Here is a 24,872-nt window from a genome sequence, read left to right as displayed (position 1 = left end):
ATGACCTGAATTGAGGCTATTGGCAGCGACGTGTCGTAAAGTCACCAAGCTTTCACTATCACCTATTGCAGTACCGGCACAGCTGGTGCTGCAAGTCGTGAAGATCTATCCCGGTAGCATGGGGGGCTACCAGTTTGGTTCATAACTCCAGCTCGATTATGGGGATCTCCCAACGTTCGCTGCGCATCTTGGGTTGATACTCATCCTTTTCCTGCTCTTTACGCCGCTCTATCAAGGCGATCACTCTGGCTTCGCGGATTGTATTCACATCGAATTTCCAGGTTTCTTCTCCCTGTAGGGAGAGGCGAGCGATCTTGTGACTGCGGTGATAGACATGGAGCCTGTCCTGTTTGTCGGGGGCAATGCGTACGGCATCGCCTACTTTCAACGCTCTCAGTTCGTTGTGAATAGTCTGGCCTTCATCACTGTGACCTGCATATCCCAACACCAGTTGCGACATACCCATCATGGCGAAACGACGTTGTCTGTCCGGTCGGGTTGCGTTAGGTCTCTGCACGTAGCAGTGGGAGGCGAACAGTGGAATATGGGGATTACGTTGATCGTGGCGAGCCATGAGAACCAGCCTTTCGATAGCACGTGTCATCCCCACATAGAAGAGACGCCGCTCCTCTTCCAGGTTACAGTTCGATAGCTCCGCTACGCGTTGCCAGCCGCCGTCGAGGAGTATCACATGGCGATACTCCTCCCCCTTAACCCCATGTACCGTACTTAACAATACCCCTTTACCGAAGCGGATCTGGCGCTTTTGCTCGCTCAAATACTCGTAGAGGAACATCAGGAAGTGGTGGGCAGAAAGAGCGTGCTCTCCCTGGCTGGCTTGCCATTGAGCAATCAGATTGTGCAGTAGCTCCTCCCAACGGTTGGCCAGTGAGAGTGGAGGGAGAGGGGCTGCAAGTTGCTCCGCTGTCAGCAGGGCATGACCTTGCTGTTGTAGCCAATTCTGATAGCGCAAGATTTCACGGCAGCGATGCACAGGAAAACCGTTCTCTTTATCCAGAGTAAAACGACAGGGAATATCGGCATCTGCCAGCGCCGAGCGAACCCAGGCCAGTTCCTCCTTCTCTAGCCCATTACGGGCTAGCACGGCGATAGATTCCAGCGGGCAAGTGGGAGTCTTCTCACGGATAAGCGCGATATGTCTCACGACCTCGGCTGCCTGTTGGGCTGCATCCTGGCACTGCTGGATGATGACGCGACCCTGTGCTGTCTCCATCCCCTCCCAGTGCCCCCCAGCCACTTCCATCTTGCGCCTGTCGTCGATCTCGATGGGATGTGTACGCTTCATGCGATCCTGATTGTGCTCAATCAGGCGGTTGGAGGTCTCGATGATGTGGGCGGTGGAACGATAGTTCCAGGTCAGGAAGTGAGTCTGGGCGTTGTAGTCTTGCTCAAAGCGGCGAATAAAGCTGACGTTCGCGTCGCGAAAGGCGTAGATCGATTGGTCATCATCACCCACAGCCATCAGATGCAGTCGGGCCTCCTCATCCTCTTCGCTTTTGCCCACCAGTGCCGCGATAAGCTGGTACTGTTGTTCATCAATGTCCTGATACTCGTCGACGAGCAGAAATTGCAGCCCACCGAGCAGTTTTTCCCGCTGCTCTTCCAATTCGAGACCGAGCTGGTTCTGCTCTCCCCGGAGCAGCTTGATTGCGTCATCAATGATGCTGGTAAAGTCGATATCGTCGGATGTCCGGTTTTGCACCGCATTGCCTGTCAGACTCATTGCGAGACCGTGAAAGGTGAATACCGAGACTCTTGCTCCGTCACGGCCCAGCAACTCGGTCAGGCGTCGGCGCAGGGACATCGCCGCATTATGGTTGTAACAGAGCAACATGATCCGCGATGGGGAGATCTGCTTGACCCGCATCAGATAGGCGCAGCGGTGAATAATCACCTTGCTCTTGCCTGACCCCGGCCCTGCCAGTACCAGCAAGTTTTGCTCGGGCGGTGCCTGGACGATCTGTTCCTGGGAACGGTTGTGAAGATCTTCGACGATGCGCTTCCAGGAGTGTTCGCTGGTCGCCAGCTCCAGGATCTTGTTGCGCCCTTTGAAGTAGTGACCGAGGAACTTGTCAGCTTCCATGGAGAAGTAGTCTGTCACCAGCTTTTTGGCTTTCTTGAAGTGCTCCAGGCTGATGCGGGCGTATTCATTCATCACATGGATCTGAATCACCTTCTGGCGATAGTGATGCTCAAGTGGCTGATAGTCTGCCTTGTTGTATTGTTGCTGCCGCTCAGCCGTCAGAGTGAGGGTCATGGCGCTTCGGAACACGGCAAGACCATTTTGCAGCACGATGGCGTGTTGCTCATGCAGGTAGAGCAGTGCCCGCTCTGCTCCTTTGAGCAACCACTCCTGCTGGCTGCTTGCCTCCCGCTTGTTCATGAGCTGAGCCACATCCATGTCTTCTCGCAGGTATTTGACCAGTTGCTCCAGGGCAAATGGCAGCATCACCTGGCGCTGGACACTCTCTTCGCTGCTTGCCAACAGGGTGTAGAGAAAATCGAGGGTGGCGCCAGTGACGCGATGGCGTTGATCAATTGTCTGCTCAATCTGGGACCAGGATCGGTTGAAGGTGAGTTGGTAAAGATCCCGAGAGAGATATTTGACATCAATGGAGCCTTTATCGCCCCCCGAGCGACCATCCTGGGCCCAGCTGGTCAGCAAATTGCGCAGCAAGCCTGGGTTACACCGTTCATGCCCCAGATCTTTGATGGCCTGATTGACCAGTCGAATGTTAAAGGTCAGCCCTTGCCCTGTATCAGGTTCGGGCTCTTGTTCACGCAAGGTGTCCAGCATCGCCTTTTCAATACTGTGTACTTGTCCGCAGAGCACCCTGGCATTGTCTCTTCCTTTGGGGCGAAGCCAGGTAGTCAGTAACATCCCCTGAGAGAGAAGACCGACATCCGCCATCTGGGTGAGTACCCGCATCACTTCACTGGCCTGAACACCACTTCCTTTGTCTGCCATGTATTGGCCTGCCTCTTCGGCAATGGCATCGGCACTGAGACCATCATCATCGGCAGCACTCATCAGCGCCTGGATAACAGCTTGCCAGATGGCTTGGGCCTTGGGAGCCAGTTTCAGACTGTCTACCCTTTTCATTGCCTCTTCTGTGGAGGCAAACAGGGGACGACCCTGAAATACCTGAGTGATGTTGTCACTACGTTCCAGATAGCCCGCTCGTTCGAGCCAGGCAATAGCTGTCTTGACCTTGGTATCCGCATTGCTGTCATCGGCAGCGAAGCTGGTTTCCACCTCTGGCTGGTTGATAAGTTCTGCACTGGTGGCGACCAGTGGCAAGTTGTTATCCTGCTTGCCACCTTTGCTGGCCCTGAGCCTTATTCCGCGCAGGATCTGTTTGATATCGCGCAGGCTGACTTCACTCATGGCCTCGAGCTGGAACTGTTTCTCGATATCCTGTTCATCAAACAGCAGTACGCAGTGGGCTTGTGCTGTATCGCGGCCAGCTCGTCCCGCTTCCTGTAGATAGTTTTCGAGGGAGCCGGGGATATCGGCATGGATCACCAAACGCACATCATCCTTGTCGATCCCCATCCCGAAGGCATTGGTCGCGCAGATGACCCGGATCTCGCCATTGATAAATTGTTCGAGGGTGGTTTTCTTCTGGGCACTGTCCATGCGGGCGTAAAAGCGTGAGACAGGGAGGGATTGTTGCTGACCGAGGAAATCGGCCAGCTCGTCCACGCTGCGCTTGGTTGCGCAGTAGATAACGCAGGAACCGGGCTTTTCCTCACCGAAGAACTGCTCGAGCAGGTTAAGGATATGGCCCTGTTTATTGAGACCGGGACACTCAACGACGGCATATTCGAGGTTGGTACGTTCAACCCCGCCTTCCAGTCTGAGAAGAGGTCGGGGCTGTTTATCGAGAAACTGGGCGCAAATATCCTCAATCACATCCGGTTTGGCGGTCGCGGTATAGCAGAAGACAGGAGGCATGGGGACCTGCTGTTCCTTGGCAATTGTGGCGATGGCCTTGGCGCAGTAGAGATAGTCAGGGCGAAAATCATGTCCCCATTTCGACAGGCAGTGCGCTTCGTCAAATACCCAGCCACCGATTTGACGTTGTCGTATTGCTTGTTTGACTGTGCGGTTGCGCAACTGCTCGGGGGAGATATAGAGCAAGGCGATATCCCCCATGCGGATCTGTTCAAGAATCGCGCCTCGCTCTGGTAGCGTCAGCAGCCCCGAGATAGCGGCAACCCCTTCAATACCGGCTTTGTGTTTAAGGTTGTCCACTTGATCTTTCATCAGTGCCTGCAGGGGGGATATCACGACCGAGAGAGCACCGTTTCGCTGGTTACGCACCAGTGCCGGGAGCTGGTAGCAGAGCGACTTACCGCCGCTGGTTGGGAGTATGCCGAGCAGTGCGACGCCAGCCATGGCTTCCTCGATCAAGGTCTTCTGCAATGCTGTCCCATCAGGCAGGTTGCGAAAGTTGTCGAGCTCGAAGATTCGCTGCAGATGGCGGCGTGCGTCGTGGTTCTCCTGACAATAGCTGCAGTCAGCATGACCGCAGTGACGTTCACGAATTGTGTGAATGATTTCTGCGGTCTGGGGGAAGCGGCGCCAAATCCAGGGGGGCAACACGGAGTTCCCGCCGGACACGGGCAACCAGGCGCAGGCATAAGCCAATGGTAACAACAGCATGGGTTGACGCAGGGCATCACCAATCACCCGGTTGAGCTGATTGGGGCACGCTTTCTCATGGGCAATGCTCTTGATGAGAGTGGGTAGCTCCGAGACCCGCACTGGCGGGCGGCCTGTTAGTCTGGCAAACACCAGTGACAGACCCTGAGTGTTAAATTGCGCCATGACTCCCTGGTCGAACAGATATTGATAAAGCTGCAATTGGGACAGGGGTAAGGCTTGTAGTGCTATCAGCTGTTCCGAGAAAATCTGCAATGCGAGCCTTGCATCCGCGACCGGATCATTGAGGGTATCCCGAACCAGTTTGTAATCCTTGACCAAGCGGTGATAGGGGTTTTTGGGAAAGGCAAGGGGAGATAGATAGAGGGTATCTATTACCGGCTTTTCGAGAAGTAACTGAGGGCGTACAGCCTGTTTGGCCAACCAGGGGAGATCAAAATCGAGAATATTGTGACCAAGGATCACATCCGCCCCTTGTGCCAGCGCATTTAACTCCTTGAGTGCGAGATCCTGCGGGCCCTTGAGATTGAGTTCACGACCAGCCAGGAGCGCCCCCAGATGACGGAGTTTTTCATCCCGGGTCAGTTCAAGGTCAAAGGAAAGAATCTTGTCATCCCCAAACAGGGTCACGACATCAGTCGAGTTCATTAATAGCCATCTCCATCTGGCGTTGACCTCTCATGGCGATAATAAGTGCCAAGAGATCAGTGAGTTGGCCGAATATTACCCGAAATGTTGAATGATGGCATCATTCAGAGCCCTCTGGCTGCGGTTCTTTTGGCGGACACCCAGTTTTGTAAATGCCTCTGCCCGATTAATCGCTCATGTTGGGAAAGTGTCGTTCTGGCCATGGCCAACTAACGGATCTTGTGAGATTATTTTACTTCCTTCTCCGTTCGGAACGCATTGTGTCCCTCGACTACTACCAGTGCCATGCCCCCGAATTGGCGACTCGTTACCAACAGGTATCTGCGCGCGCCGTTCACGGCGACTGGCTCACACTGCTGGAGCCTTGGCTCCTTGCGGCACCGCGCAGGTTACTCGATGTAGGGGCCGGCAGTGGTCGTGATGCCGCGTTTTTAGCCGAGCTCCATCAGGGCAACATGGTGGTCGCTGTCGAGCCATGTCATGCACTTGCTGCGCAGGGGCAATGTCATACCTGTGAGGCTGCGGTGGCGTGGGTCAATGATGCTATGCCGGCTCTCTCTCGCGTGACCGGTACTTTTGATCTGATTTTGCTCAGTGCTGTCTGGATGCATCTACCCCCGAAGTCTCGTCCCTTGGCTCTGGCACGTCTTCATGAGCTGCTCTCACCAGATGGTTATCTGGTACTGAGTCTGCGCCTGGTTATCTCGGAGCAGGAGATGCGGGAGCGAGCCATGTATCCGGTAGCTGTCGATGAAGTGGAGCGGCTTGCATTGGAGGGGGGGATGACACTTCTCCATGTGTCAGAACCACAGGGGGATGCCTTGGCGCGTAGCGGCTTGAGTTGGCAGAGTCTGATCCTTGGGGGCGAACATGCACGCTTCCCCTGAGCAGCAACTCTCTTTTATTGCCTATCTGCAACGCATCTTTACCGAAGGCGATTTTGTTGCCACTTACAAGTGCGCCTTGCTTCACGGGATTGCAGATATCGCAATTGAGCGCAGTACCGAGACCCATGAGCTGATGGCGGCGCGCACTATTACGCTGGACGAACTGGCCACCAAGTTTGTGGAGCTCTATTGGCAGCACAGTCTGCCCTACTCGGCGACGGGAGAAACAGCCACCTTGCTCAAACAGAGCAGCGGTCGTCAGGCCATCATGCTGACGGAGTTGTCCCGGCTGCGTGAAGAGGGGGTCCGCTCGGTAACTGCACTGCGTCGTCACGACGCCTGGCGGCCTCTTCTTGCCCGAGTTCGGCGCATCCTTGTTGAGGGACCCTTGTGGCGTCTGCAGATCCTGGGTGGGCGAGAGGAGTGCCACCTCTATCCTCATCAAAGGGGCGCGGATCATATCTGCCTTAACCCCGGCATTCTCTACTGTCTCCACCGCTTTTACGATCTGGTGGTCTCCCTCTCCCGACAGCATTGGTTACAGCTTATCTGCGACATCAAGGGTAATCAGCCACTGATTGGCCCAAGTGTGGGGTTGGAGAATTTTCTATTTGGTTCAAGCCGTCAGGCACTGGGGCGAGTAGGAGAGGTATTGAGGGACTTGCAGGGAGGAACCTGTTTTTACTGTAACAAGGCGATACACGGGAGTGGTGAGGTAGACCATTTCATCCCCTGGCGTCGTTATCCAATCGATTTGGGCCACAACTTCGTACTGGCACACGCCAACTGTAACCGGAGCAAACGGGATTTTCTTGCCGCTCCCGAGCACAGGGATGCTTGGTACGAGCAGAATATCCTGACTCACGGGGCGTACCTCACGGACGAGCTGGCCCCTCTGGTGAGCGTCGATGCCGAGCGTTCTACTGCCATCGCCACTTGGGCCTATCAGCAAGCACTCCTTGAGCATGCTCGGTTGTGGCGTGGTATTGACCTGTTTGTGGACGTGACAGCCCCCAGTGTGGGGATGAGTAATCTAGGCTTCTCTAGGCTCTTCTGAGGTAGATACGAAAAAGCCCAGCCAAAAGGCTGGGCTTTAGAATTTGGCTCCCTCGACAGGACTTGAACCTGTGACATACGGATTAACAGTCCGCCGTTCTACCGACTGAACTACGAGGGAAAAGTGGCTCCTCCTACTGGACTTGAACCAGTGACATACGGATTAACAGTCCGCCGTTCTACCGACTGAACTAAGGAGGAATTGCCTGTCTCGTTAAGACGGGGCGAATATTAATGACCAGGGCGGCGGGTGTCAACCCGCGAATTTCCCGAAAACCGGATTTTCGGATTGTTTGCCCAAAAGTTGCGCTTTGCGGTTTATTTTCAGCACAATCAGTCCCTTGCCATCACCGCCCCCAACCGGCCCAGGGGTTATTGGCTCGGTTCGCATCAACCTGATGATGCCAGTATGATGTCGCGAACGTGTTGGTAACACGGTGAGACTCAAATGGTGGTCTTCGTGGCAAAAAGGGGGAGAGCTGGAGTCAAGATCGGCGATTTGGCGGCAAATAGGCCAAATAATGGGTGAGCGCGCGTTTCATTGATCCTGCCCATCGAAAAAATGGCCCGTCTGGAGTAAGGTTACGCAGGATACCATCGCCGCGTCGACAGCTCTGCCGGCCCTTGATGATGATCGGGCGCCGGATCTCTCCGGCCTTTATCTCCCTCTTCTGGTATTACGATATACATGCACAAGCAAGCCTCTTTAAATAGCGTGAAGCTCGCCATAGCCTTACGCCAGTCCTGTATTGATGAACCCTACAGCATGGCCCGCTTCGGCCGTGACCTGATCGCCGGTGTGACGGTGGGCATCATCGCCATCCCGCTCGCCATGGCGCTGGCCATCGCCAGCGGTGTACCGCCGCAACACGGTCTCTATACCGCCATCATTGCCGGTATCGTGATCGCCGTGACCGGTGGCTCCCGTTACTCTATCTCCGGCCCGACCGCTGCCTTTGTGGTGATCCTCTATCCTGTCGCCCAGCAGTTCGGGGTCGGCGGTCTGTTGATGGCGACGCTCATCTCAGGCCTCTTTTTGGTGGCGATGGGGATGGCCCGTCTTGGCCGCCTTATCGAGTACATTCCCCCGTCAGTGACGCTGGGCTTTACCGGTGGTATCGCCATCGTGATCGCTACCCTGCAGATCAAGGACTTCTTTGGTCTGAGCGTGCCCGAGATGCCGGAAACCTATCTGGGTAAGGTCGAAGCGCTGGCCGCCGCCCTGCCAAGCTGGCAGTGGGGCGATACCCTGGTGGGGGTCGCAACGTTAGCCGTGCTGCTGCTCTGGCCGCGCCTGCGCCTGCGCCTGCCAGTGCCCGGCCACCTGCCCGCGGTGCTGGTCGGGGTAGGTCTGGGTTTTGGCCTCCATTACTTTGGGGTGGATGTGGCCACCATCGGCAGCAAGTTCAGCTATACCCTGGCCGACGGCACCCAAGGGATGGGGATCCCACCCATCGCGCCGACCCTGGTGATGCCTTGGGCCTTGCCCGGACCGGATGGCTTACCAGTTGAATGGAACCTGGCGGCTGTTGAGCGGCTGCTGCCTGCCGCCTTCTCCATGGCGATGCTGGGGGCGATCGAGTCGCTGCTCTGCGCTGTGGTGCTCGATGGCATGACCGGTCGCAAGCACAGCTCCAACGCCGAGCTGGTGGGGCAGGGGCTTGGCAACATCTTCGCCCCCTTCTTTGGCGGTATTACCGCTACCGCCGCCATCGCTCGCTCTGCCGCCAACGTGCGTGCCGGCGCTACGTCCCCCATCTCGGGGATCGTCCATGCGCTGGTGGTGCTGGCCGCCATTCTGGTGCTGGCCCCCTGGCTCTCTTGGTTGCCGCTCTCGGCCATGGCCGCCTTGCTGCTCATCGTGGCCTGGAACATGAGTGAAGCGCACAAGGTGGTGGAGCTGATCCGCCGCGCGCCCAAATCCGATGTGCTGGTGCTGCTGGTCTGCCTGTCACTCACCGTCATTTTCGACATGGTCATCGCCATCACCTTCGGGGTGATCCTGGCCTCCCTGCTCTTTATGCGTGAAATCGCCAAGATGACCAAACTGCACGACTTGGCCGAACACAAGCGCTATGTCCATGAGGTGCCCGACAACGGCCTGCTCTACAAGATCAACGGCCCGCTCTTCTTCGCAGCAGCCGAACGGGTCTTTGCCGAGCTGGAAGCGCAAGTGAAAGGACACAAGGTGCTGGTGTTGCAGATGGAGGCGGTTTCCATCCTCGATGCGGGCGGCCTGTCAGCCTTCCTCCACTTTGGCAAGCAGATGGCTAAAGCCGGTGTCGAGTTGCGGGTAGCCGAGTTGCAGTTCCAACCGCTCAAGACCCTGGCACGCGCCAAGGTGCGGCCGCATCCCGGCAAGCTGGAATTCTACGGCTCGCTGGAAGAGGCGCTCAAAGGTGAACATTTGCACGAAGCGGCAGTAAATTGATTGAAAGGGATACGAAACGGCATATTTTTGGTCACTTGGTTCGGATATTGAGCAAACGAACGCAAAAAGTAAAAAATTGCATTGACCAAAAGCCATCGTATCCCTTACATTACGCCCCGTCGCCGCGGCATGGTCCGCCAGCGAATGTGCAGCTCAAGCACATAAAGCAGTGAGAAAAAATTTGGTGAGGTGTCCGAGTGGCTGAAGGAGCACGCCTGGAAAGTGTGTATACGGCAACGTATCGAGGGTTCGAATCCCTCCCTCACCGCCAAATTGCAAAAACCGACCTGATGGTCGGTTTTTTGTTTTTAAGCGCCATCCTGATGTAGGTGCCAGCAGTGCGGAGCGAAAAGCCCCGCTTGGTTTGTCCTGTGTCGCGGCTCGTCTTAAAAAATGGCAATGCAGAATAGTCGGTGATTTGCTGCTGCGAGTTTAACGCTCACACCACATGCACTGCCAGATTGAAAAGCCCTGATGTTTCCATCAGGGCTTTTTGCTATCCGCGTTTTTGCGAGCACTGTGGGCAAGCCGATGGCGATGGGCGGCGGGCTCGGGTATAGTCCTGCGCCAATGGCGTTATCCTGTTTTGCTGACCCGTCGTGGCCCTGGTGGTGACGAGGGGCAGGCCCGTGTAAGGAGTGTTATGAAGTTCAGTCCCCTGCTCGATGAGATGATGAAAGCCCTGCAGGTATTGCCGGGAGTGGGGCCCAAGTCTGCCCAGCGGATGGCCTTTACCCTGCTCGAGCGTGAGCGCAGCGGCGGTTTGCGGCTGGCCCAGTTGCTCTCCCGCGCCCTGACCGAGATCGGTCACTGCAGCCACTGCCGCACCTTTACCGAGAACGATCGCTGCGATATCTGCGCCAATCCCAAGCGGGAAGAGAATGGCCTGCTCTGCGTGGTGGAGAGCCCGGCGGACGTGGCCGCCATCGAGCAGACCGGTCAGTTTTCCGGTCGTTACTTTGTGCTGATGGGCCATCTTTCCCCGCTTGATGGTATCGGCCCGGAGGAGCTGGGGCTCGATATTCTGGAGCGCCGCCTGAAGGATGAGGCGATCAGCGAACTGATCCTCGCCACCAATCCTACCATCGAGGGGGATGCCACCGCCTGGTATATCGCCGACATGGCCCGTGCTGCCGGGGTGGAGGTGAGCCGCATCGCCCACGGGGTGCCGGTAGGGGGCGAGTTGGAGCTGGTGGATGGTACCACGCTCTCCCACTCCCTGATGGGGCGCCAGCGCCTCAAGTAAGGGGCGGGCGGCGGCAAGTCGCGAAAAACTGAACATAAAATCGGCGGTTACACGCCAACAGGGGGCGAATGAGCAGGATTGCACATTCGCCCCCTTGATATTTGATTGGCCGTCCCCATCTAGGTTGGGCATATGTTCAACCCGATGTTTCTGAGGATTGGTCCATGACCCAAAGTGTTCATGCCGAAACCCACGGCTTTCAGACTGAAGTCAAACAACTGCTGAGCCTGATGGCTCACAGCCTCTACTCCAACAAAGAAGTATTCCTGCGCGAGCTGATCTCCAACGCATCCGATGCGGCGGACAAGCTGCGCTTCAAGGCGCTTTCAGATGCCTCTTTGTTCGAAAACGACGGCCAGTTGCGTGTGCGTCTGGTGGTAGACAAAGAGAAGCGTACCCTGACCATCTCCGATAACGGGATCGGTATGACCCGTGATCAGGTGATTGAGCACCTGGGTACCATCGCCAAGTCCGGCACCGCAGAATTCTTCAAAAACCTCTCCGGCGATCAGGGTAAGGATTCCCAGCTGATCGGTCAGTTCGGGGTCGGTTTCTACTCCGCCTTTATCGTGGCCGACAAGGTGACCGTGGTGTCCCGCGCCGCCGGTACTGCTCCGGAGCAGGGCGTACAGTGGGAATCGGAAGGGGAAGGCTCCTTCACCGTCGCTGATGTGACCAAAGAGGGTCGCGGTACCGACGTCATCCTGCACCTGCGTGCCGAAGAGGACGAGTTCCTCGATGACTGGCGTCTGCGCTCCGTGGTGAGCAAATACTCCGACCACATCAGCGTGCCGGTGGAAATGTACAAAGAGGGTACCCCGGATCGGGAAGAGGATGGTGAGACCATCGTCGGCACCCCGGGCGAGTGGGAGCAGGTCAACCGCGCGACTGCACTGTGGACCCGTAACCCGAAAGATATCAAGGACGAGGAGTATCAGGAGTTCTACAAGCACGTCGCCCACGACTTTGAAGACCCGCTTCTGTGGGGTCACAACCGGGTGGAAGGGGCGCAGGAGTATACCAGCCTGCTCTACGTACCGGCCCGCGCACCGTTTGACCTCTATAACCGCGAGCAGAAGCACGGTCTGAAGCTCTACGTACAGCGCGTCTTTATCATGGATGACGCCGAGCAGTTTATGCCGACCTACCTGCGCTTTGTCAAAGGGGTGCTGGACTCCAACGATCTGCCGCTCAACGTTAGCCGTGAAATCCTGCAGGACAACAAGGTGACCGCCTCCCTGCGCAAAGCTTGCTCCAAGCGCGTCCTGACCATGCTCTCCAAGCTGGCGAAAGACGATGCCGAGAAGTACGCCAAGTTCTGGAAAGAGTTCGGTAACGTGCTCAAAGAGGGCCCGGCCGAGGATTACGCCAACCGCGAAGAGATCGCCAAGCTCCTGCGCTTTGCCAGCACCGCAGGCGAGGGCGAAGCCCAGACAGTCTCTCTCGAGGATTACGTTGGCCGCATGAAGGAAGGTCAGCAGAAGATTTACTACATCACTGCTGACTCCTATGCCGCTGCCAAGAACAGCCCGCATCTCGAGATCTTCCGCAAGAAGGGTGTCGAAGTGCTGCTGATGTGGGAGCGAGTGGACGAGTGGCTGATGAGCCACCTGACCGAGTTCGACGGCAAGCAGCTCATCTCCGTCACCCGTGGCGAACTGGATCTCGGCGATCTGGAAGATGAAGCCTCCAAGCAGGCGCAGGAAGAGGCCGAAAAAGCTAACGCCGGTCTGGTGGAGCGGGTCAAGCAGAGCCTGGGCGATGCAGTGAAAGAGGTGCGTGTCACTCACCGTCTGACCGATTCACCCTCTTGCATCGTCACTGACGCCTACGGTATGAGCACCCAGATGATCAAGCTCATGCGTGCGGCCGGCCAGCCGGTACCGGAGCAGAAGTACATTCTGGAGCTCAACCCTGACCATGCGCTGGTGAAGAAACTCGACACCATTGAAGACGAGGCTCTGTTCGGTGAGTGGGTCACCCTGCTGCACGAACAGGCCCAGCTGGCCGAGCAGGGCGGGCTGAACGATCCGGCGAGCTTCGTCTCCCGTATCAACCGTCTGCTGCTGCAAGCCTAAGCAGCAACGCCGGTAACAGAAAGCCCACTGCATGCAGTGGGCTTTTTTGATCTCGCCGAGTGAGCTCGGCGAAACACAGCGGCAAGGGAGCGGCCAGCGCCTCTCTATTTGCGGTATTCGTTGTTGTAGTTCTGGATGAGACGGCGAGTCACCTCATGCTGGGGATCGGCAAACACCTTGAGAGTCTTGCCGCGCTCCACCACCCGACCTTCGTGCATTACCAGCACCTCGTCGCTGATATGGCTGACGATGCCCAGATCGTTGGCTACCAGCACATAACTCAGTCCCATGGTCTCCTGCATCTCCAGCAGCAGATTGATGATCTGGGAGCGTACCGAGATATCCAGGGTGGAGAGCGCCTCATCGGCCACCACTATCTTGGGGTTGAGGATCAGCGCGCGCGCCAGCGCCACCCGCTGCTGCTGACCGGAGGAGAGCATCTGCGGATAGAAGAGGGCGTGATCCGGCAGCATCCCCACCATACGCAGGGTCTGCACCACCTTCTCGCGGCGCTCCTCCTCGGTCATCTCGGTGTTGAGACGCAGCGGGGTTTCCAGGATCTGGCCGACCCGGATCTTGCGGTTCAGCGAGGTGTTGGGATCCTGAAAAATCATCCGCAGCAGTTTGCAGCGAGTCTGGTAATCGCCATGCACCATCAGCTGGCCGTCTATAGCGATGTCGCCGCTGGTGGGTTCGATCATGCCAGCCAGAATGCGGGCGAGGGTACTCTTGCCGGAGCCAGCTTCGCCGACGATGGCGAGGGTCTGACCCACTTCGAGGTCGAACGAGAGGGGCTTGATCGCCTCCACCGCCTGACGACGGAACAGACCGGTGCGGTTCTGGTAGGTTTTGCTAAGGCCTCTGACCTGCAACAGGGATGGCTCGATCACAAGCGGGGCTCCTTCATGGGGGCATTAACGGTCATCATTTTTTTGGCTCCTCCATGTTCAGCGGGAAGTGACAGCTGAACTGATGGCCCTTGATCTTGTTCATCAATGGAGTCTGCACACACTGCTTCTGGGCGTAGGGGCAGCGCGGACCCAGACGGCAGCCGATGGGCAGGTGTTGCAGTGGCGGGATGACGCCGGGCAGGGTCTCGAGGCGCGACTTGTGGCGCACCAGCTTGTCAAAGTCGGGGATCGATTTGAGCAGGGCATCGGTATAGGGGTGATGCGGGGTCTCGAGGATCTGCTCCCGGGTGCCCACTTCCACCATCTGGCCGCAGTACATCACGTTGATGGTGTCGGTCAGGTTGGCGATGGCGGCGATGTCGTTGCTGATGATCAGGATGGTGGTATTACCCAGCTTGTTCATCTTGTCCAGCAGCCGCAGGATCTGGGAGTGGGTGGTGGACTCCATGGCGCTGGTGGGCTCGTCGGCTACCAGCAGACGCGGCTGGTTGGCAATGGCCATGGCGATCATCACTTTCTGGCACATGCCATCCGACAGCTCATGGGGATAGGCGCGCATCACCTTGCGGTGATCCTTGACGCCAACCCGGTGCAGCAGGGCGATGGCCTTCTTCTTGCGCCACTGGAAGCGTTGCCAGAATTGCCCCTCGAACGAATCGGTCGGGATCGCCTCTTCCAGCTGGGTGCCGATCTCCTCGGAGGGATCGAGACAGCTGATGGGGTCCTGGAAGATCATGGCGATCTCGCGACCCATGATGCGACGGCGCTCCTTGGGGGCCATGGTCAGCAGATCCATGTCGTTGAAGCGCATCCGGTCGGCACGTACCGTCCAGTTGTCCTTCTCGATGCCGACGATCACCTTGGCGATCAGACTTTTACCTGAGCCGGATTCACCCACCAGACCGCGGATCTCCCCCTCGGTCAGGGTCAGGCTCACCTTGTCCACCGCCTTGACCTTGCCTTGCGGGGTGTCGATCTCGATGGTGAGATTGCGAATATCGAGCAGCGGCATCAGTCATTCCCCTCTTTGAGTGCTTCGCGAATGCCTTCACCAACTAAATTGGTCACTAGCACGCTGAACAGGATGGCGATGCCGGGCAGGGTGACGGTCCATGGGGCGAGATAGATAAGGTCGCTCGAATCAGCCAGCATGGTGCCCCACTCCGGTTGGGGAGACTGGGCGCCGAGGCCAAGAAAACCGACCGCCGAGATATCGAGAATGGCCGCCGACAAGGTGCGGGTGGTCTGGGCCACCAGGGTTTCGACAATGTTGGGCAAAATAGCCAGACGCATGATCCGGAAGGGGGGCGAGCCATCGAGCCGGCTGGCGGTGATGTACTCCTTCTGCATCTCGGCATGTACTGCGTTGTAGGTGGCCCGGATAAAGGGCGGGATCAACGCCAGGGTAATGGCTATCAGGGTATTGCCAAAACCCGGCCCCATGATGGCAACCATGATGATGGCCATCAGCAGGGAGGGGATGGAGAGCAGGGTATCGAGCAGGTGGTGCAGCACGCTCGATTTAAGTCCCTTGCTCATCCCGCCGAGGATACCGATGGCGGAGCCCACCACCATGGCGATCACCACTACGACCAGCGCATAGCCGAAAGTGAGACGCGCCCCTACCACCAGCCGGGAGAGCATGTCACGCCCCAGATCGTCGGTGCCGAGGAAGTAGTCGATGTTACCGGTCGCCGCCCAGGAGGGGGCGAGCAGCAGCTTGTCGGTGTGCTGTTCATCGATGCCGTAGGGGACGACCAGCGGCCCCACCAGCGTGATGAGCAGCAGCAGCAAAAAGCACCAGAGCCCAGCCATCGCCAACGGATTGCGGCTGTAGGAGGCCCACGTCTGCTCAAGGGGGGAGAGGATCTTGAGCTCGGGATAGATGTTCGATTTATCTTGCATAGGATACCTGGCTCCTGGTCACGCCATGAGCGCGTTCAATCTTGTTTGGCATACAACTCTTTGCGCCGTGCCGGATAGATAAGAGTGGTCAGCAACTCGGTGCTGACGCTGGTCAGGATCACGAAACTGGCGACCACCAAGGTTGAGCCGCGAATGGCGGCGTAATCCTGCAGGGCGATACTGCTGATGAGCCAGCGGCCGATCCCGTGCCACTCGAACACCACCTCGGTGATCATGGCGGAGGTGAGCACGCTACCCAGTTGCAGACCCAGCAGCGGCAGTACCGGCGGCAGGGCGTTCTTCAGACCATGGCGCCAAACGATCTGCGCCTTGGAGAGTCCCCGGCTCGCCGCCGCCTTGATGTAGTTCTGCTTCATCACGTCGATGAGGGAGCTGCGCACATGGCGGATCACCTCGGTGGTGGGCACCACCGCCAGCACCAGTGACGGGAGAATGAGGTGGCGCAGGGCATCGTGCAGCGCCGCTTGCCGCCAGGGTTCGTTGCTGAGCAGCACATCGATCACCGCGATGCCCGTGATGGGGGGCACGTCGTAGAGCAGGCTGATCTGCCCGGAGGCCGGCAGCCAGCCGAGATCCAGCGAAAAGAGCATCACCACCAGCAGCGCCAGCCAGAACACCGGCACCGCATAGCCGATAAGACCGGCGGTCATGATGGAGAGATCCAGCGTCTTGCCCTGTGACAGGGCTGCCAGGGTACCGAGAGGAATACCCACCAGCAGCGAGATGGCGAACGCCGCCAGACAGAGGATCAGGGTTGCCGGGAAGTAGTGGCGGATCTCGTCCAGCACCGGCAGCCCGGAGACGCTGGAGAGCCCCAGGTCACCTGCGAAAATGCGGCGCAGGAAGTCGGGATAGCCGCTCCAGAAGCTGAGCTGATGGCCGATCAGCCGATAGTCCAGCAGATAGGCGACAAAGGTCAGCGCCAGCAGAGTGATAAGCAGCAGGTTTATGCGGCGCAAGGTGTATAGAAGCATGCTTACTCCCTGTGAGCCTGGTTGAAGGAGGTGCCGCCAAAGGGCATCAGCGTCAGCCCCTCGATGTCGCTGCGGCTGACCTGGGTACGCAAGGCGTGTGCCAGCGGGATCAGCGGCAGCTGTTCGTTGAGCAGGGTCTGGGCATAGTAGTAGTTGCGCAGCCGGAACGAGAGCTGGGGTGTGGTGACCGCATCATCCAGCAACTGATCGAAGGCCGGGCTACACCAGCGGCTGTAATTGTTGCCGCGCTCCACTGCCGAGCAGCTCAGCAGCTGGCGGAAGAAGTTGTCCGGATCGGCGTTGTCGGCAATCCAGCCGGAGAGCAGACTGTCGTACTGCCCCTTGGTGAGACGGCCTTCGATCACCGGCCACTCCCGTTGCACGATCTTGAGCTTGATCCCGACCTTGGCCAGATCGCTGCGGATCAGCTGGGCGGTCTTGACCGCATCCGGGTTGTAGGGGCGGGCGTCTGGCTGTACCAGCACCTGCATCTCGAACCCTTTCTCCAGTCCCGCCTCCTTGAGCAGCTGGCGCGCCCGTTTCAGGTCGGGTTTGCGCTCGGGCAGGCTGGGGTTGTACCCCCATGAGAGGGTCGGCAGCAGGCTGTTGGCGGGCAGGCCGGTATCGAAATAGACCGCCTGAAGCAGGTTGTCGATATTGATGGCGCTGGCAATGGCCTGACGCACCTTGACGTTGTTGAACGGCGGCTTGCGGGTATTGAGGGCCAAAAAGGCGACGTTCATCCCCGACTGGACCGAGAGACTGAGCGCCGGATTTTGCTTGATCACCGAGAGCTGGCTAGCGGAAGGGGTGCTCATAACGTCGCACTCGCCGGTCAGCAGCTTGGCCAGCCGTTTGGCGGATTTGGGGGTGATGTCGTATACCAGCTGTTCAATCTTGGCATCGCCGCCCCAGTAGCCAGGGTGGCGCAGATAGCGGATGAACTCGTTGTGGCGATACTCCTTGAAGCTGAACGGCCCGGTGCCGATGGGGCGGCTATCCAGCAGGGCTGGCGTGCCCGCCTGCAACATCTGCTCGGCGTATTCGGCGGAGAGGATCACCGCATAGTCGCTGGCCAGGGTGGCGAGGAAGGAGGCGTTCGGCTGGTTCAGCTCGAATACTACCGTCTGCGGCCCCTTCTTGCTCACCCGTTTGATCAGCAGATCTTGCCCCAAGCTGTAGAAGTAGGGGTAATCGCCGCCGGAGACATTGTGATAGGGGTGCTGCTCGTCCAGCTGGCGGGCATAGGTGAAGACCACGTCATCGGCATTGAAAGTGCGGGTGGGCTTGAACCAGGGGGTATGGTGAAACGTCACCCCCTTGCGCAGGGTCAGGGTATAGGTGAGGCCATCCTCGCTGACATGCCAGTTGGTGGCGAGCGCCGGCTCCAGCGCCAGGGTGTTGGGGTTCACCTCCAGCAGGCGGTCGTAGAGCGGACGGGCACTGGCATCCAGTGTCACCCCGGAGTTGGAAACATGGGGATTGAAGGAGAGGGGGGATCCCTCAGCACAATAGATGAGTCCGGTTTTGGAGGCCTCGGGTTGCTTCTGGCAGCCGGTGACCAGCACCAGCAGACCCAGCAGCAAGGGTGTGAGCATTCTCATTGTTGAACCATGTTCTTATAGGGGTTTTGTACGCACGTTTTGATACAAATGTGCCAGCGCGAAGGCTGGCGTGTTGCTGGAGTCGGCATCAACCGCGCTCCTTCACTCTTGTTCTGCATCGTTATCGCCATCCAGCAGCTGATATTTGCGTAGCATGCCACGGAACTGGTGATAGCTTAAGGCCAGCAGTTGGGCGGCTTTGCGCTGATTATACTGGGATTGCTGCATCGCTTGCTTGAGTAAATTAATCTCGTACTCCGCCACCGCCTGCTTGAGATCGAGCGGCAAGGCGAGGGGGGATGCAGATTGTACCTCGCTTCGGGCCTCTTGCGCAGGTTGCGTGACCTGTGGTCGCCAGGGGGAATCAAACGGGTTGAGCACCAGGGTCGAGAGCGGCAGCTGGGGATTGCCCTGACGATAGATACTGCGCTCCACCACGTTCTTCAGCTCCCGCACGTTGCCCGGCCAGTGGTAATCCAGCAGTAGCTGGGTTGCCTTGCGCGAGAAACCGGCAAACAGCGGATAGCCCAGCTCCCGGGTCATGCTGTGGGCGAAGTGCTCCGCCAGCATCAGGATATCTTCCCGCCGCTCCCGCAAGGGGGGGAGGGTAATCACATCAAACGCGAGTCGGTCCAGCAGATCGTGGCGAAACAGCCCTTTATCTGCTAACGCAGGGAGATCTTCGTTGGTAGCGCAGACCAGCCGCACATCCACCTTGAGGGGCTTGGCCCCACCCACTCGCTCGAATTCGCCATACTCGATGACCCGCAGCAGCTTCTCCTGCACCCGGGCGCTGGTGGTGGCCAGCTCGTCGAGGAAGAGGGTGCCGCCATCGGCCCGCTCGAAGCGCCCCTGATGGCGCTTGGCCGCACCGGTAAAGGCACCCGCCTCGTGACCGAACAGCTCGGTCTCCAGCAGACTCTCGCTCAGGGTGGCGCAGTTGATGGTGACAAAGCTTTGATCCCAGCGCGCCGAGAGATAATGTAGGCGGTGGGCGATCAGCTCCTTGCCCGTTCCCCGCTCACCGATGATCAGCACGGGTTTGCGCAGCGGGGCGAGCCGTGAGGCCTGCTCAATGATCTCGAGAAATGCGTTGGATTCCCCCAGCAGGCTTTCCGTGGCCGTGGTCATAGTGATCCCTGTCAGTTGTAAAAGCTGGTCAATCTTACCAAAAGTTGGTGATTTTAATCATCACTTGCGCGAGGCATCTTGCAATCCGGCTATTCTGCCCCATATAAATCAACAAGTTAAATTTTGTTCCAGATTGGCACACAAGTTGCCATTGTCAATGGAGAAACAACGCCATGCCAATAACAGGAGTGCAATCATGAGTATTTTTTCCCGTCTGGCCGACATCATCAATTCCAACCTGACGGCCCTGCTCGACAAGGCAGAAGATCCCCAGAAGATGGTGCGCCTGATCATCCAGGAGATGGAGGACGAGCTGGTCAAGGAGCGTTCCAATCTGGCCCGCTTCCTCGCCAGCCAGAAAGAGATTGGTCGTCAGGTCGCCCGTCATCAGGAGCGGGTCGACGAGTGGCAAGCCAAGGCCGAGCTGGCCCTGACCAAAGGGCGTGAAGATCTGGCCCGCGCGGCCCTTATCGAGAAGAAAAAGCAGACCGAGTTGTCGGAGACCCTCTACCGCGAGCAGCAGGCGGTCGACAGCGGCATCGAGAAGCTTGGTGAGGAGATCCGCCAGCTCGAGGCCAAACTTGAAGATGCCCGCGCCCGTCAAAAGGCGATGGCCATTCGCACCGAAGCGGCCAGCAGCCGTCTCAATGTGCAGAGCCAGGTAGCCCGTGGCGAGAGCCAGGCGGTGGTGAGCAAGTTTGAGCGGATGGAGCGTCGCATCGACGAAATGGAAGCGCGCGCCGATCTGGGACAGTCCGACAAGGCGCTGGCGCAGCAGTTTGCCGAGCTGGAAGTTGACGATCAGATAAGCCGCGAGCTGGAAGCGATGCGCCAGAAGCTGGGCCAGGGCGACAGCAAAAGCGAAGGCAAACAGGGGGAGTAACAGATGGAAGATCTGCTGGGCGTATTGATGGTTCCCATGGTGGTCTTCATGGTGGTGGTGGCTCCCATCTGGCTGGTGCTGCACTATCGTGCCAAGGGGCGGATTGGCGCCGGTCTTGCCGATAGCGAGCGGGAACAGCTGCAAGGGCTGCTGGCTCGCACCGAGAAGATGCAGGAGCGAGTGGGCGCGCTGGAATCGATTCTGGATGCGGAAGTACCCGGTTGGAGGAACAAGGTATGAGCAGTGTCAGTCGTGAAGGGCGTAACCTCTATCGTGATCCCCAGCGTGGTAAGATAGCCGGGATCTGTGTCGGTCTGGCAGAGTATTTCGGGGTGGAGACCTGGATCGTGCGGCTGCTCGCCATCAGTGGCCTTATCTTCGCCGGTTTCATCACCTTCACCGCCTATATCGCTGCCTGGTTCCTGCTCGACAAAAAGCCGGTCACCCTCTATTCGCAAGAGGATGCCGACTTTGCCGAGGTGCGGATGAAAGCACGCAGCTGGCAGGCGGGGATCACCCCTCATCAGGCGCTGGGCCGCATCGCGCAGGAACTTGACGCGCTTGAGCCCAGAGTTCAGCGGATCGAGAAGCTGGTGACCTCCAGGGAGTTCACCCTGCAGCGGGAATTTCGCAAGCTGTAGTGCTTGCCAAAGCACTGAATGTCGATGGTGGCGTCTTCTGTGATGCGCCACCATCGACGCCAACTATCCAGACGTGGATAAACGGTCGACCTCTCGCACGGCCAAACACGCCGGATGCAACCACCAAGGGAGAACGGATCAAGCCTTGATACTCAATAAACTGGAACAGAAGTTGACTCGCCTGCAACACAAGGCGAACGACGTGGTGAACCGGGTGCGGGATCGCCATATCCGGCTGGCGGTGACCGGCCTCTCTCGCAGCGGCAAAACCGCCTTTATCACCGCGTTGGTCAACCAGCTGGAACACGCGGCCATCGATGGCCGTTTGCCGTTGTGGGATGCCCTGCGTCAAGGGCGCATCCTCGGCGCCCGCCGGGTGCCGCAGCTCAATGCCCACATCCCCACCTTTGCCTACGAGCGTGGCCTCGACTCCCTGTTTGGCGATCCACCTGCCTGGCCCGAGCCGACCCGCGGGGTGGCCGAAGTGCGCCTCGAAATTCGCTACCGCACCCGTCACCCCCTGCGCAAGCATCTGGGGGAGATCTCCACCCTCTACGTGGATCTGGTGGACTACCCCGGGGAGTGGCTGCTCGACTTGCCGCTCCTTGAGATGAGCTACGAGCAGTGGAGCGAACAGGTGCGCGAGCAGCTTCGTCGCCTAGAGCTGCAGGCACTTGCCGCCAGCTGGCTGACACCCGGGTGGCAGGTCGATCAGCGCTTCGAAGAGCGGCCGGTGGCTGAGCTGGCCGAGCGCTACACCGCCTATCTGCACGCCTGCAAACAGGAGCTGGGATTGCACCTGATCCAGCCCGGCCGCTTCGTGTTGCCGGGGGAGTATGCCGGTGCCCCCATGCTGCAATTTGTCCCTTGGGTGTGGGAGATGCCTGTCGGCGAGCCCGCCGATGGCACTCTTTACGCCACTTTCAAGCAGCGCTTCGAGCAGTACAAGCAGCATCTGGTGCAGGGTTTTTATGAGCAGCACTTTGCCGGCTTTGATCGCCAGATCGTGCTGGTGGATTGCCTGCAGCCCCTCAACGCCGGGGCGGCCAGCTTTGGCGACATGCAGCAGGCCATCGCCCGCATCATGGAGAGCTTTGCCTACGGCAAGAGCAACTGGTGGCGGCGACTCTTCTCGCCCCGTATCGACAAGCTGCTGTTTGTGGCGAGCAAGGCCGATCACGTCACCCCCGAACAGCATGCGCCCATGGTCTCCCTGCTGCAGCATCTGGTGCGCAGCGGCCGCGGCCAAGCCCGTTTTGAGGGGATCACCACTGAGTGCTTGGCGCTCGCCGCCATCAAGGCGACGGAAGTTGGCAAGGGGGTGGCCAATGGCCGCGAGTTCCCCGCCATCCGCGGCACCAGCCTGAGCGGTGAGCCGCTGCTGCTGTTCCCCGGGGAGGTGCCTCCCCATATTCCGCCAGCGCAGTGGTGGAACAGCCAGGGCTTTGATTTTCAGGCGTTTCGCCCCATGCCCATGAGCGCCCATCAGGCGTTGCCCCATATCCGGCTCGATGCGGCGCTGGAGTTTCTGCTCGGGGATCACCTCGAATAACGGTGTGCAGTCTTGGCACCTGAGCCGAAGGTTGCGCACAGGAGAACAATGCGATGAACGATCAGATAAAAGAGCGGCCACCACTGCAGGGCAAGGTGATCCTTGAGCCTGCCATGACGGTGGCCAGTGACGAGCGACCGCCCGCACCAGCCCAGCGGCTGGAGGAGGCGAGTTTCGAGCGTCTAGATGAGCTGGACGAGTTCACCGAGGTGGAGAGCGCCCTCGTCAGCAAACCGCGCCGCCGCCATCGGCTGCTGGCCTGGGGGCTTGGGGCAGTCGGTCTGCTCTCGTTGGGCCAGTATGGCGCCTTTCTTTACGATCAATTCCTCACCACCCCGCTCTGGGGCAGCGCTTGGCTGGCGGCCTCGGCGCTGGTGGCGGCGGGGACCGCCAGCGTGGTGGGGCGCGAGTGGCTGCGGCTACGCACCCTCAAGCGGCGTCAGGATGTGCGCTCGCGAGCAGAAGATCTGCTTGCTCATCAGGGAGTCGGGCAGGGGCAAGCCTTTTGCGAAGGGTTGGCGGTCAAAAGTGGCGACAAGGGGCGCGAGGGGTATCAAACCTGGCTGGCCCAGCTCGATGAGAGCCACAGCGATCGGGAAGTGCTGACCCTCTACAGCCAGCTGGTACTCGGCGAACGCGACAAGCTGGCGCAGGCGCGGGTGGCCAAATGGTCGGGGGAGGCCGCTGTTCTGGTGGCGCTCAGCCCGCTCGCCACCGTCGACATGATGCTGATGTTGTGGCGCAACCTGCGGATGATCGAGGATATCGCCGATGTCTATGCCATCGAGCTCGGCTACTGGAGCCGCATACGCCTCATCCGTCAGGTGTTTCGCAACATGCTCTACGCCGGTGCCACCGAGCTGGTGACCGAGGTGGGGATGGACTTGCTGGGCGCCGAGTTTGCCGCCAAGCTCTCTGCCCGCGCGGCGCAAGGGGTGGGGGCTGGGCTGCTCACCGCTCGCCTTGGCCTGCGCACCATAGAGGCGTGCCGTCCGCTGCCCTGGTGTGCGGACGAGAAACCCAAACTCGGCGAGCTGCGCAAGCGGCTGATCGGCCAGCTGGCGGGGTATCTCAACAAATCCTGATAGCCCTGTCTGCACCTTGCAGCGATGACCCATGCCCCTGTCGTGCTCGCCAAGCCGCAGGGGCATGGTTTTAATCGGCAGATCATTGAGTTGGCAGCAGTGTCCGGTTTTGGCGAGGCGCCCGTTTACGGTTAAGCTGGCAGCCAACCTTACCAATCACACTCATCGTACCAATCGGCAAGGATGCCCGATGAACTTTACCTTTCGCCAGATCCGTTATTTTGTGGCCGTGGCCGACAGCTTCTCAGTGAGTCGCGCCGCCGCCGAGCTGCATATCTCCCAGTCGGCGGTGACCAGCGCCATTCGCGAGCTGGAGACCGAGCTCGGCGCCCCGCTATTCGAGCGCAATCCGCGCGGCGTCACCCTCACCACTCAGGGGCACCAGTTTTTGCTCCACGCCCGCCGCATTCTCGGCGCCATGACCGAGGCGAGCCACTCCCTCAAAGCAGTAGCCCAGCAGGATCAGGGACGACTCACCATAGGCGTGACCACTCTGGTGGCGGGTTACTACCTCTCAGAGGCGCTCGGCCGTTTTCGCCGCGCCTTTCCGGCGGTACAGATCGAGGTGAAGGAGGATGAACAGCCTTTTCTGGAGCACCAGATCGTCAACGGCGAGGTGGATGTGGGGATCCTGATGACCAACCGCACCATCCGGCAAGAGGCGTTTGATACCGAATTGCTGACCCGTTCGCCGCTGCGGCTCTGGCTGGCCGCCAACCACCCGCTCTGCGCCGAGTCGACCCTCTCGCTCACCGCGCTGGGGGAGGAGCCGATGATCTCGCTGACCGCCGATCAGCTCGATCAGATCATCGGTGGCGGCCTGCGCCGCTACGGCATCTCCCCCCGTATCGTGCTGCGCACCGCATCGGTGGAGGCTGTGCGCAGTCTGGTCGCCAGCCAGCTCGGGGTCGCCCTGCTGCCCGATTTTGCCTATCGCCCCTGGTCGCTGGAGCAGGAGCGGGTCGAGGCGCGCCCCATCAAGGAGCCCATTCCCGCCATCGATATCGGGCTGGTGTGGCGCCGTGGTTCTCGGCTGGATTGGACGGCGCGGGAATTTATCGATATTGCGCGGGATCAAAGCCGGTTGAGAGCTCGTCAGGCGCTCCCTCGCTAGCCATCTCTTGCGGGG

Annotated in this window: 18 protein-coding genes and 3 tRNA genes; 12 read left to right on the top strand and 9 right to left on the bottom strand. The window is 59.0% G+C overall.

Features of this window, described 5'->3' with window-relative positions:
* Window positions 1-139: 139 nt before the first annotated feature.
* Window positions 140-5,338, bottom strand: coding sequence for a RecQ family ATP-dependent DNA helicase (locus tag NOM06_RS03965; protein WP_255909974.1), 5,199 nt, complete (start codon window positions 5,336-5,338; stop codon window positions 140-142).
* Window positions 5,339-5,514: 176 nt separating this feature from the next.
* Here NOM06_RS03965 and NOM06_RS03960 point away from each other — a divergent pair, with 176 nt between their 5' ends.
* Both NOM06_RS03960 and NOM06_RS03955 read left to right on the top strand, forming a co-directional pair.
* Window positions 5,515-6,225 carry a bifunctional 2-polyprenyl-6-hydroxyphenol methylase/3-demethylubiquinol 3-O-methyltransferase UbiG gene (locus tag NOM06_RS03960; protein ID WP_255909973.1) on the top strand — a complete coding sequence of 237 codons (711 nt, stop codon included), beginning with the start codon at window positions 5,515-5,517 and terminating at the stop codon, window positions 6,223-6,225.
* Window positions 6,209-7,282: an HNH endonuclease gene (locus tag NOM06_RS03955; protein ID WP_255909972.1), complete on the top strand. Its 1,074-nt coding sequence runs from the start codon at window positions 6,209-6,211 to the stop codon at window positions 7,280-7,282. The genes NOM06_RS03960 and NOM06_RS03955 overlap by 17 nt, the downstream gene beginning before the upstream one ends.
* Before the next feature lie 44 nt (window positions 7,283-7,326).
* Here the strand turns inward: NOM06_RS03955 and NOM06_RS03950 are convergent.
* Window positions 7,327-7,402: transfer RNA gene (locus NOM06_RS03950), tRNA-Asn, on the bottom strand.
* 4 nt (window positions 7,403-7,406) lie between these two features.
* Window positions 7,407-7,482, bottom strand: a tRNA-Asn gene (locus NOM06_RS03945).
* Window positions 7,483-7,969: 487 nt separating this feature from the next.
* Between NOM06_RS03945 and dauA the strand changes: the two genes are divergently transcribed.
* The 4 genes from dauA to htpG all read left to right on the top strand — a co-directional run bounded on the left by dauA (window position 7,970) and on the right by htpG (window position 13,036).
* On the top strand, window positions 7,970-9,712 hold the full coding sequence (dauA, locus tag NOM06_RS03940; RefSeq protein ID WP_255909971.1) for a C4-dicarboxylic acid transporter DauA: 1,743 nt from the start codon (window positions 7,970-7,972) through the stop codon (window positions 9,710-9,712).
* A 183-nt stretch (window positions 9,713-9,895) separates the two neighbouring features.
* Window positions 9,896-9,983, top strand: a tRNA-Ser gene (locus tag NOM06_RS03935).
* A 372-nt stretch (window positions 9,984-10,355) separates the two neighbouring features.
* Window positions 10,356-10,958 carry a recombination mediator RecR gene (gene recR / locus NOM06_RS03930; RefSeq protein WP_005346280.1) on the top strand — a complete coding sequence of 201 codons (603 nt, stop codon included), beginning with the start codon at window positions 10,356-10,358 and terminating at the stop codon, window positions 10,956-10,958.
* Window positions 10,959-11,122: 164 nt separating this feature from the next.
* The gene (gene htpG, locus NOM06_RS03925; protein WP_255909970.1) at window positions 11,123-13,036 is read left to right on the top strand and encodes a molecular chaperone HtpG; all 1,914 of its coding nucleotides are present in this window, start codon (window positions 11,123-11,125) and stop codon (window positions 13,034-13,036) included.
* 104 nt (window positions 13,037-13,140) lie between these two features.
* Here the strand turns inward: htpG and NOM06_RS03920 are convergent, their stop codons facing one another.
* From NOM06_RS03920 to pspF, 6 genes are all read right to left on the bottom strand, one after another.
* A complete protein-coding gene (locus tag NOM06_RS03920) occupies window positions 13,141-13,926 on the bottom strand; it encodes an ATP-binding cassette domain-containing protein (protein ID WP_005333681.1) in 786 nt (261 codons plus the stop codon).
* 34 nt (window positions 13,927-13,960) lie between these two features.
* Complete coding sequence (locus tag NOM06_RS03915) at window positions 13,961-14,959, bottom strand: oligopeptide/dipeptide ABC transporter ATP-binding protein (protein ID WP_005333679.1); 999 nt, start codon at window positions 14,957-14,959, stop codon at window positions 13,961-13,963.
* The gene (locus tag NOM06_RS03910) at window positions 14,959-15,852 is read right to left on the bottom strand and encodes an ABC transporter permease subunit (RefSeq protein ID WP_005333677.1); all 894 of its coding nucleotides are present in this window, start codon (window positions 15,850-15,852) and stop codon (window positions 14,959-14,961) included. Before NOM06_RS03910 ends, NOM06_RS03915 begins: the two co-directional genes overlap by 1 nt.
* Before the next feature lie 35 nt (window positions 15,853-15,887).
* The gene (locus NOM06_RS03905) at window positions 15,888-16,847 is read right to left on the bottom strand and encodes an ABC transporter permease subunit (RefSeq protein ID WP_255909969.1); all 960 of its coding nucleotides are present in this window, start codon (window positions 16,845-16,847) and stop codon (window positions 15,888-15,890) included.
* A 2-nt stretch (window positions 16,848-16,849) separates the two neighbouring features.
* Entirely contained in the window at window positions 16,850-18,445 is a 1,596-nt protein-coding gene (sapA, locus tag NOM06_RS03900; RefSeq protein WP_041202111.1) for an ABC transporter substrate-binding protein SapA, read from the bottom strand.
* 108 nt (window positions 18,446-18,553) lie between these two features.
* On the bottom strand, window positions 18,554-19,582 hold the full coding sequence (gene pspF / locus NOM06_RS03895; RefSeq protein ID WP_255909968.1) for a phage shock protein operon transcriptional activator: 1,029 nt from the start codon (window positions 19,580-19,582) through the stop codon (window positions 18,554-18,556).
* Between the two features lie 196 nt (window positions 19,583-19,778).
* On the opposite strand from pspF, the gene pspA reads away from it, so the two are divergent.
* The 6 genes from pspA (at window position 19,779) to NOM06_RS03865 (ending at window position 24,857) form a co-directional block, all read left to right on the top strand.
* Complete coding sequence (gene pspA / locus NOM06_RS03890) at window positions 19,779-20,465, top strand: phage shock protein PspA (protein ID WP_005361184.1); 687 nt, start codon at window positions 19,779-19,781, stop codon at window positions 20,463-20,465.
* Window positions 20,466-20,468: 3 nt separating this feature from the next.
* Window positions 20,469-20,705: an envelope stress response membrane protein PspB gene (gene pspB, locus NOM06_RS03885; RefSeq protein ID WP_005333672.1), complete on the top strand. Its 237-nt coding sequence runs from the start codon at window positions 20,469-20,471 to the stop codon at window positions 20,703-20,705.
* Window positions 20,702-21,106: an envelope stress response membrane protein PspC gene (pspC, locus tag NOM06_RS03880; protein ID WP_236375660.1), complete on the top strand. Its 405-nt coding sequence runs from the start codon at window positions 20,702-20,704 to the stop codon at window positions 21,104-21,106. The genes pspB and pspC overlap by 4 nt, the downstream gene beginning before the upstream one ends.
* A gap of 145 nt (window positions 21,107-21,251) precedes the next feature.
* Window positions 21,252-22,658, top strand: coding sequence for a YcjX family protein (locus NOM06_RS03875; RefSeq protein ID WP_255909967.1), 1,407 nt, complete (start codon window positions 21,252-21,254; stop codon window positions 22,656-22,658).
* Between the two features lie 53 nt (window positions 22,659-22,711).
* Window positions 22,712-23,743, top strand: coding sequence for a YcjF family protein (locus NOM06_RS03870; protein ID WP_255909966.1), 1,032 nt, complete (start codon window positions 22,712-22,714; stop codon window positions 23,741-23,743).
* A 190-nt stretch (window positions 23,744-23,933) separates the two neighbouring features.
* The gene (locus tag NOM06_RS03865; protein ID WP_005346246.1) at window positions 23,934-24,857 is read left to right on the top strand and encodes a LysR family transcriptional regulator; all 924 of its coding nucleotides are present in this window, start codon (window positions 23,934-23,936) and stop codon (window positions 24,855-24,857) included.
* Window positions 24,858-24,872 lie beyond the last annotated feature (15 nt).

Source organism: Aeromonas sp. JL9, assembly GCF_024436075.1.
GTDB lineage: Bacteria > Pseudomonadota > Gammaproteobacteria > Enterobacterales > Aeromonadaceae > Aeromonas > Aeromonas veronii.
This window is presented reverse-complemented; position numbering and strand designations above follow the sequence as displayed.

Coding starts and splice junctions, on each gene's coding strand:
- NOM06_RS03905 (WP_255909969.1), bottom strand. CDS start 16,847: ATGCTTCTATACACCTTGCGCCGCATAAACCTGCTGCTTATCACTCTG.
- NOM06_RS03865 (WP_005346246.1), top strand. CDS start 23,934: ATGAACTTTACCTTTCGCCAGATCCGTTATTTTGTGGCCGTGGCCGAC.
- htpG (WP_255909970.1), top strand. CDS start 11,123: ATGACCCAAAGTGTTCATGCCGAAACCCACGGCTTTCAGACTGAAGTC.
- pspB (WP_005333672.1), top strand. CDS start 20,469: ATGGAAGATCTGCTGGGCGTATTGATGGTTCCCATGGTGGTCTTCATG.
- pspA (WP_005361184.1), top strand. CDS start 19,779: ATGAGTATTTTTTCCCGTCTGGCCGACATCATCAATTCCAACCTGACG.
- NOM06_RS03910 (WP_005333677.1), bottom strand. CDS start 15,852: ATGCAAGATAAATCGAACATCTATCCCGAGCTCAAGATCCTCTCCCCC.
- dauA (WP_255909971.1), top strand. CDS start 7,970: ATGCACAAGCAAGCCTCTTTAAATAGCGTGAAGCTCGCCATAGCCTTA.
- recR (WP_005346280.1), top strand. CDS start 10,356: ATGAAGTTCAGTCCCCTGCTCGATGAGATGATGAAAGCCCTGCAGGTA.
- NOM06_RS03870 (WP_255909966.1), top strand. CDS start 22,712: ATGAACGATCAGATAAAAGAGCGGCCACCACTGCAGGGCAAGGTGATC.
- NOM06_RS03955 (WP_255909972.1), top strand. CDS start 6,209: ATGCACGCTTCCCCTGAGCAGCAACTCTCTTTTATTGCCTATCTGCAA.
- NOM06_RS03965 (WP_255909974.1), bottom strand. CDS start 5,338: ATGAACTCGACTGATGTCGTGACCCTGTTTGGGGATGACAAGATTCTT.
- sapA (WP_041202111.1), bottom strand. CDS start 18,445: ATGCTCACACCCTTGCTGCTGGGTCTGCTGGTGCTGGTCACCGGCTGC.
- NOM06_RS03915 (WP_005333679.1), bottom strand. CDS start 14,959: ATGCCGCTGCTCGATATTCGCAATCTCACCATCGAGATCGACACCCCG.
- NOM06_RS03960 (WP_255909973.1), top strand. CDS start 5,515: ATGTTGGGAAAGTGTCGTTCTGGCCATGGCCAACTAACGGATCTTGTG.
- pspF (WP_255909968.1), bottom strand. CDS start 19,582: ATGACCACGGCCACGGAAAGCCTGCTGGGGGAATCCAACGCATTTCTC.
- pspC (WP_236375660.1), top strand. CDS start 20,702: ATGAGCAGTGTCAGTCGTGAAGGGCGTAACCTCTATCGTGATCCCCAG.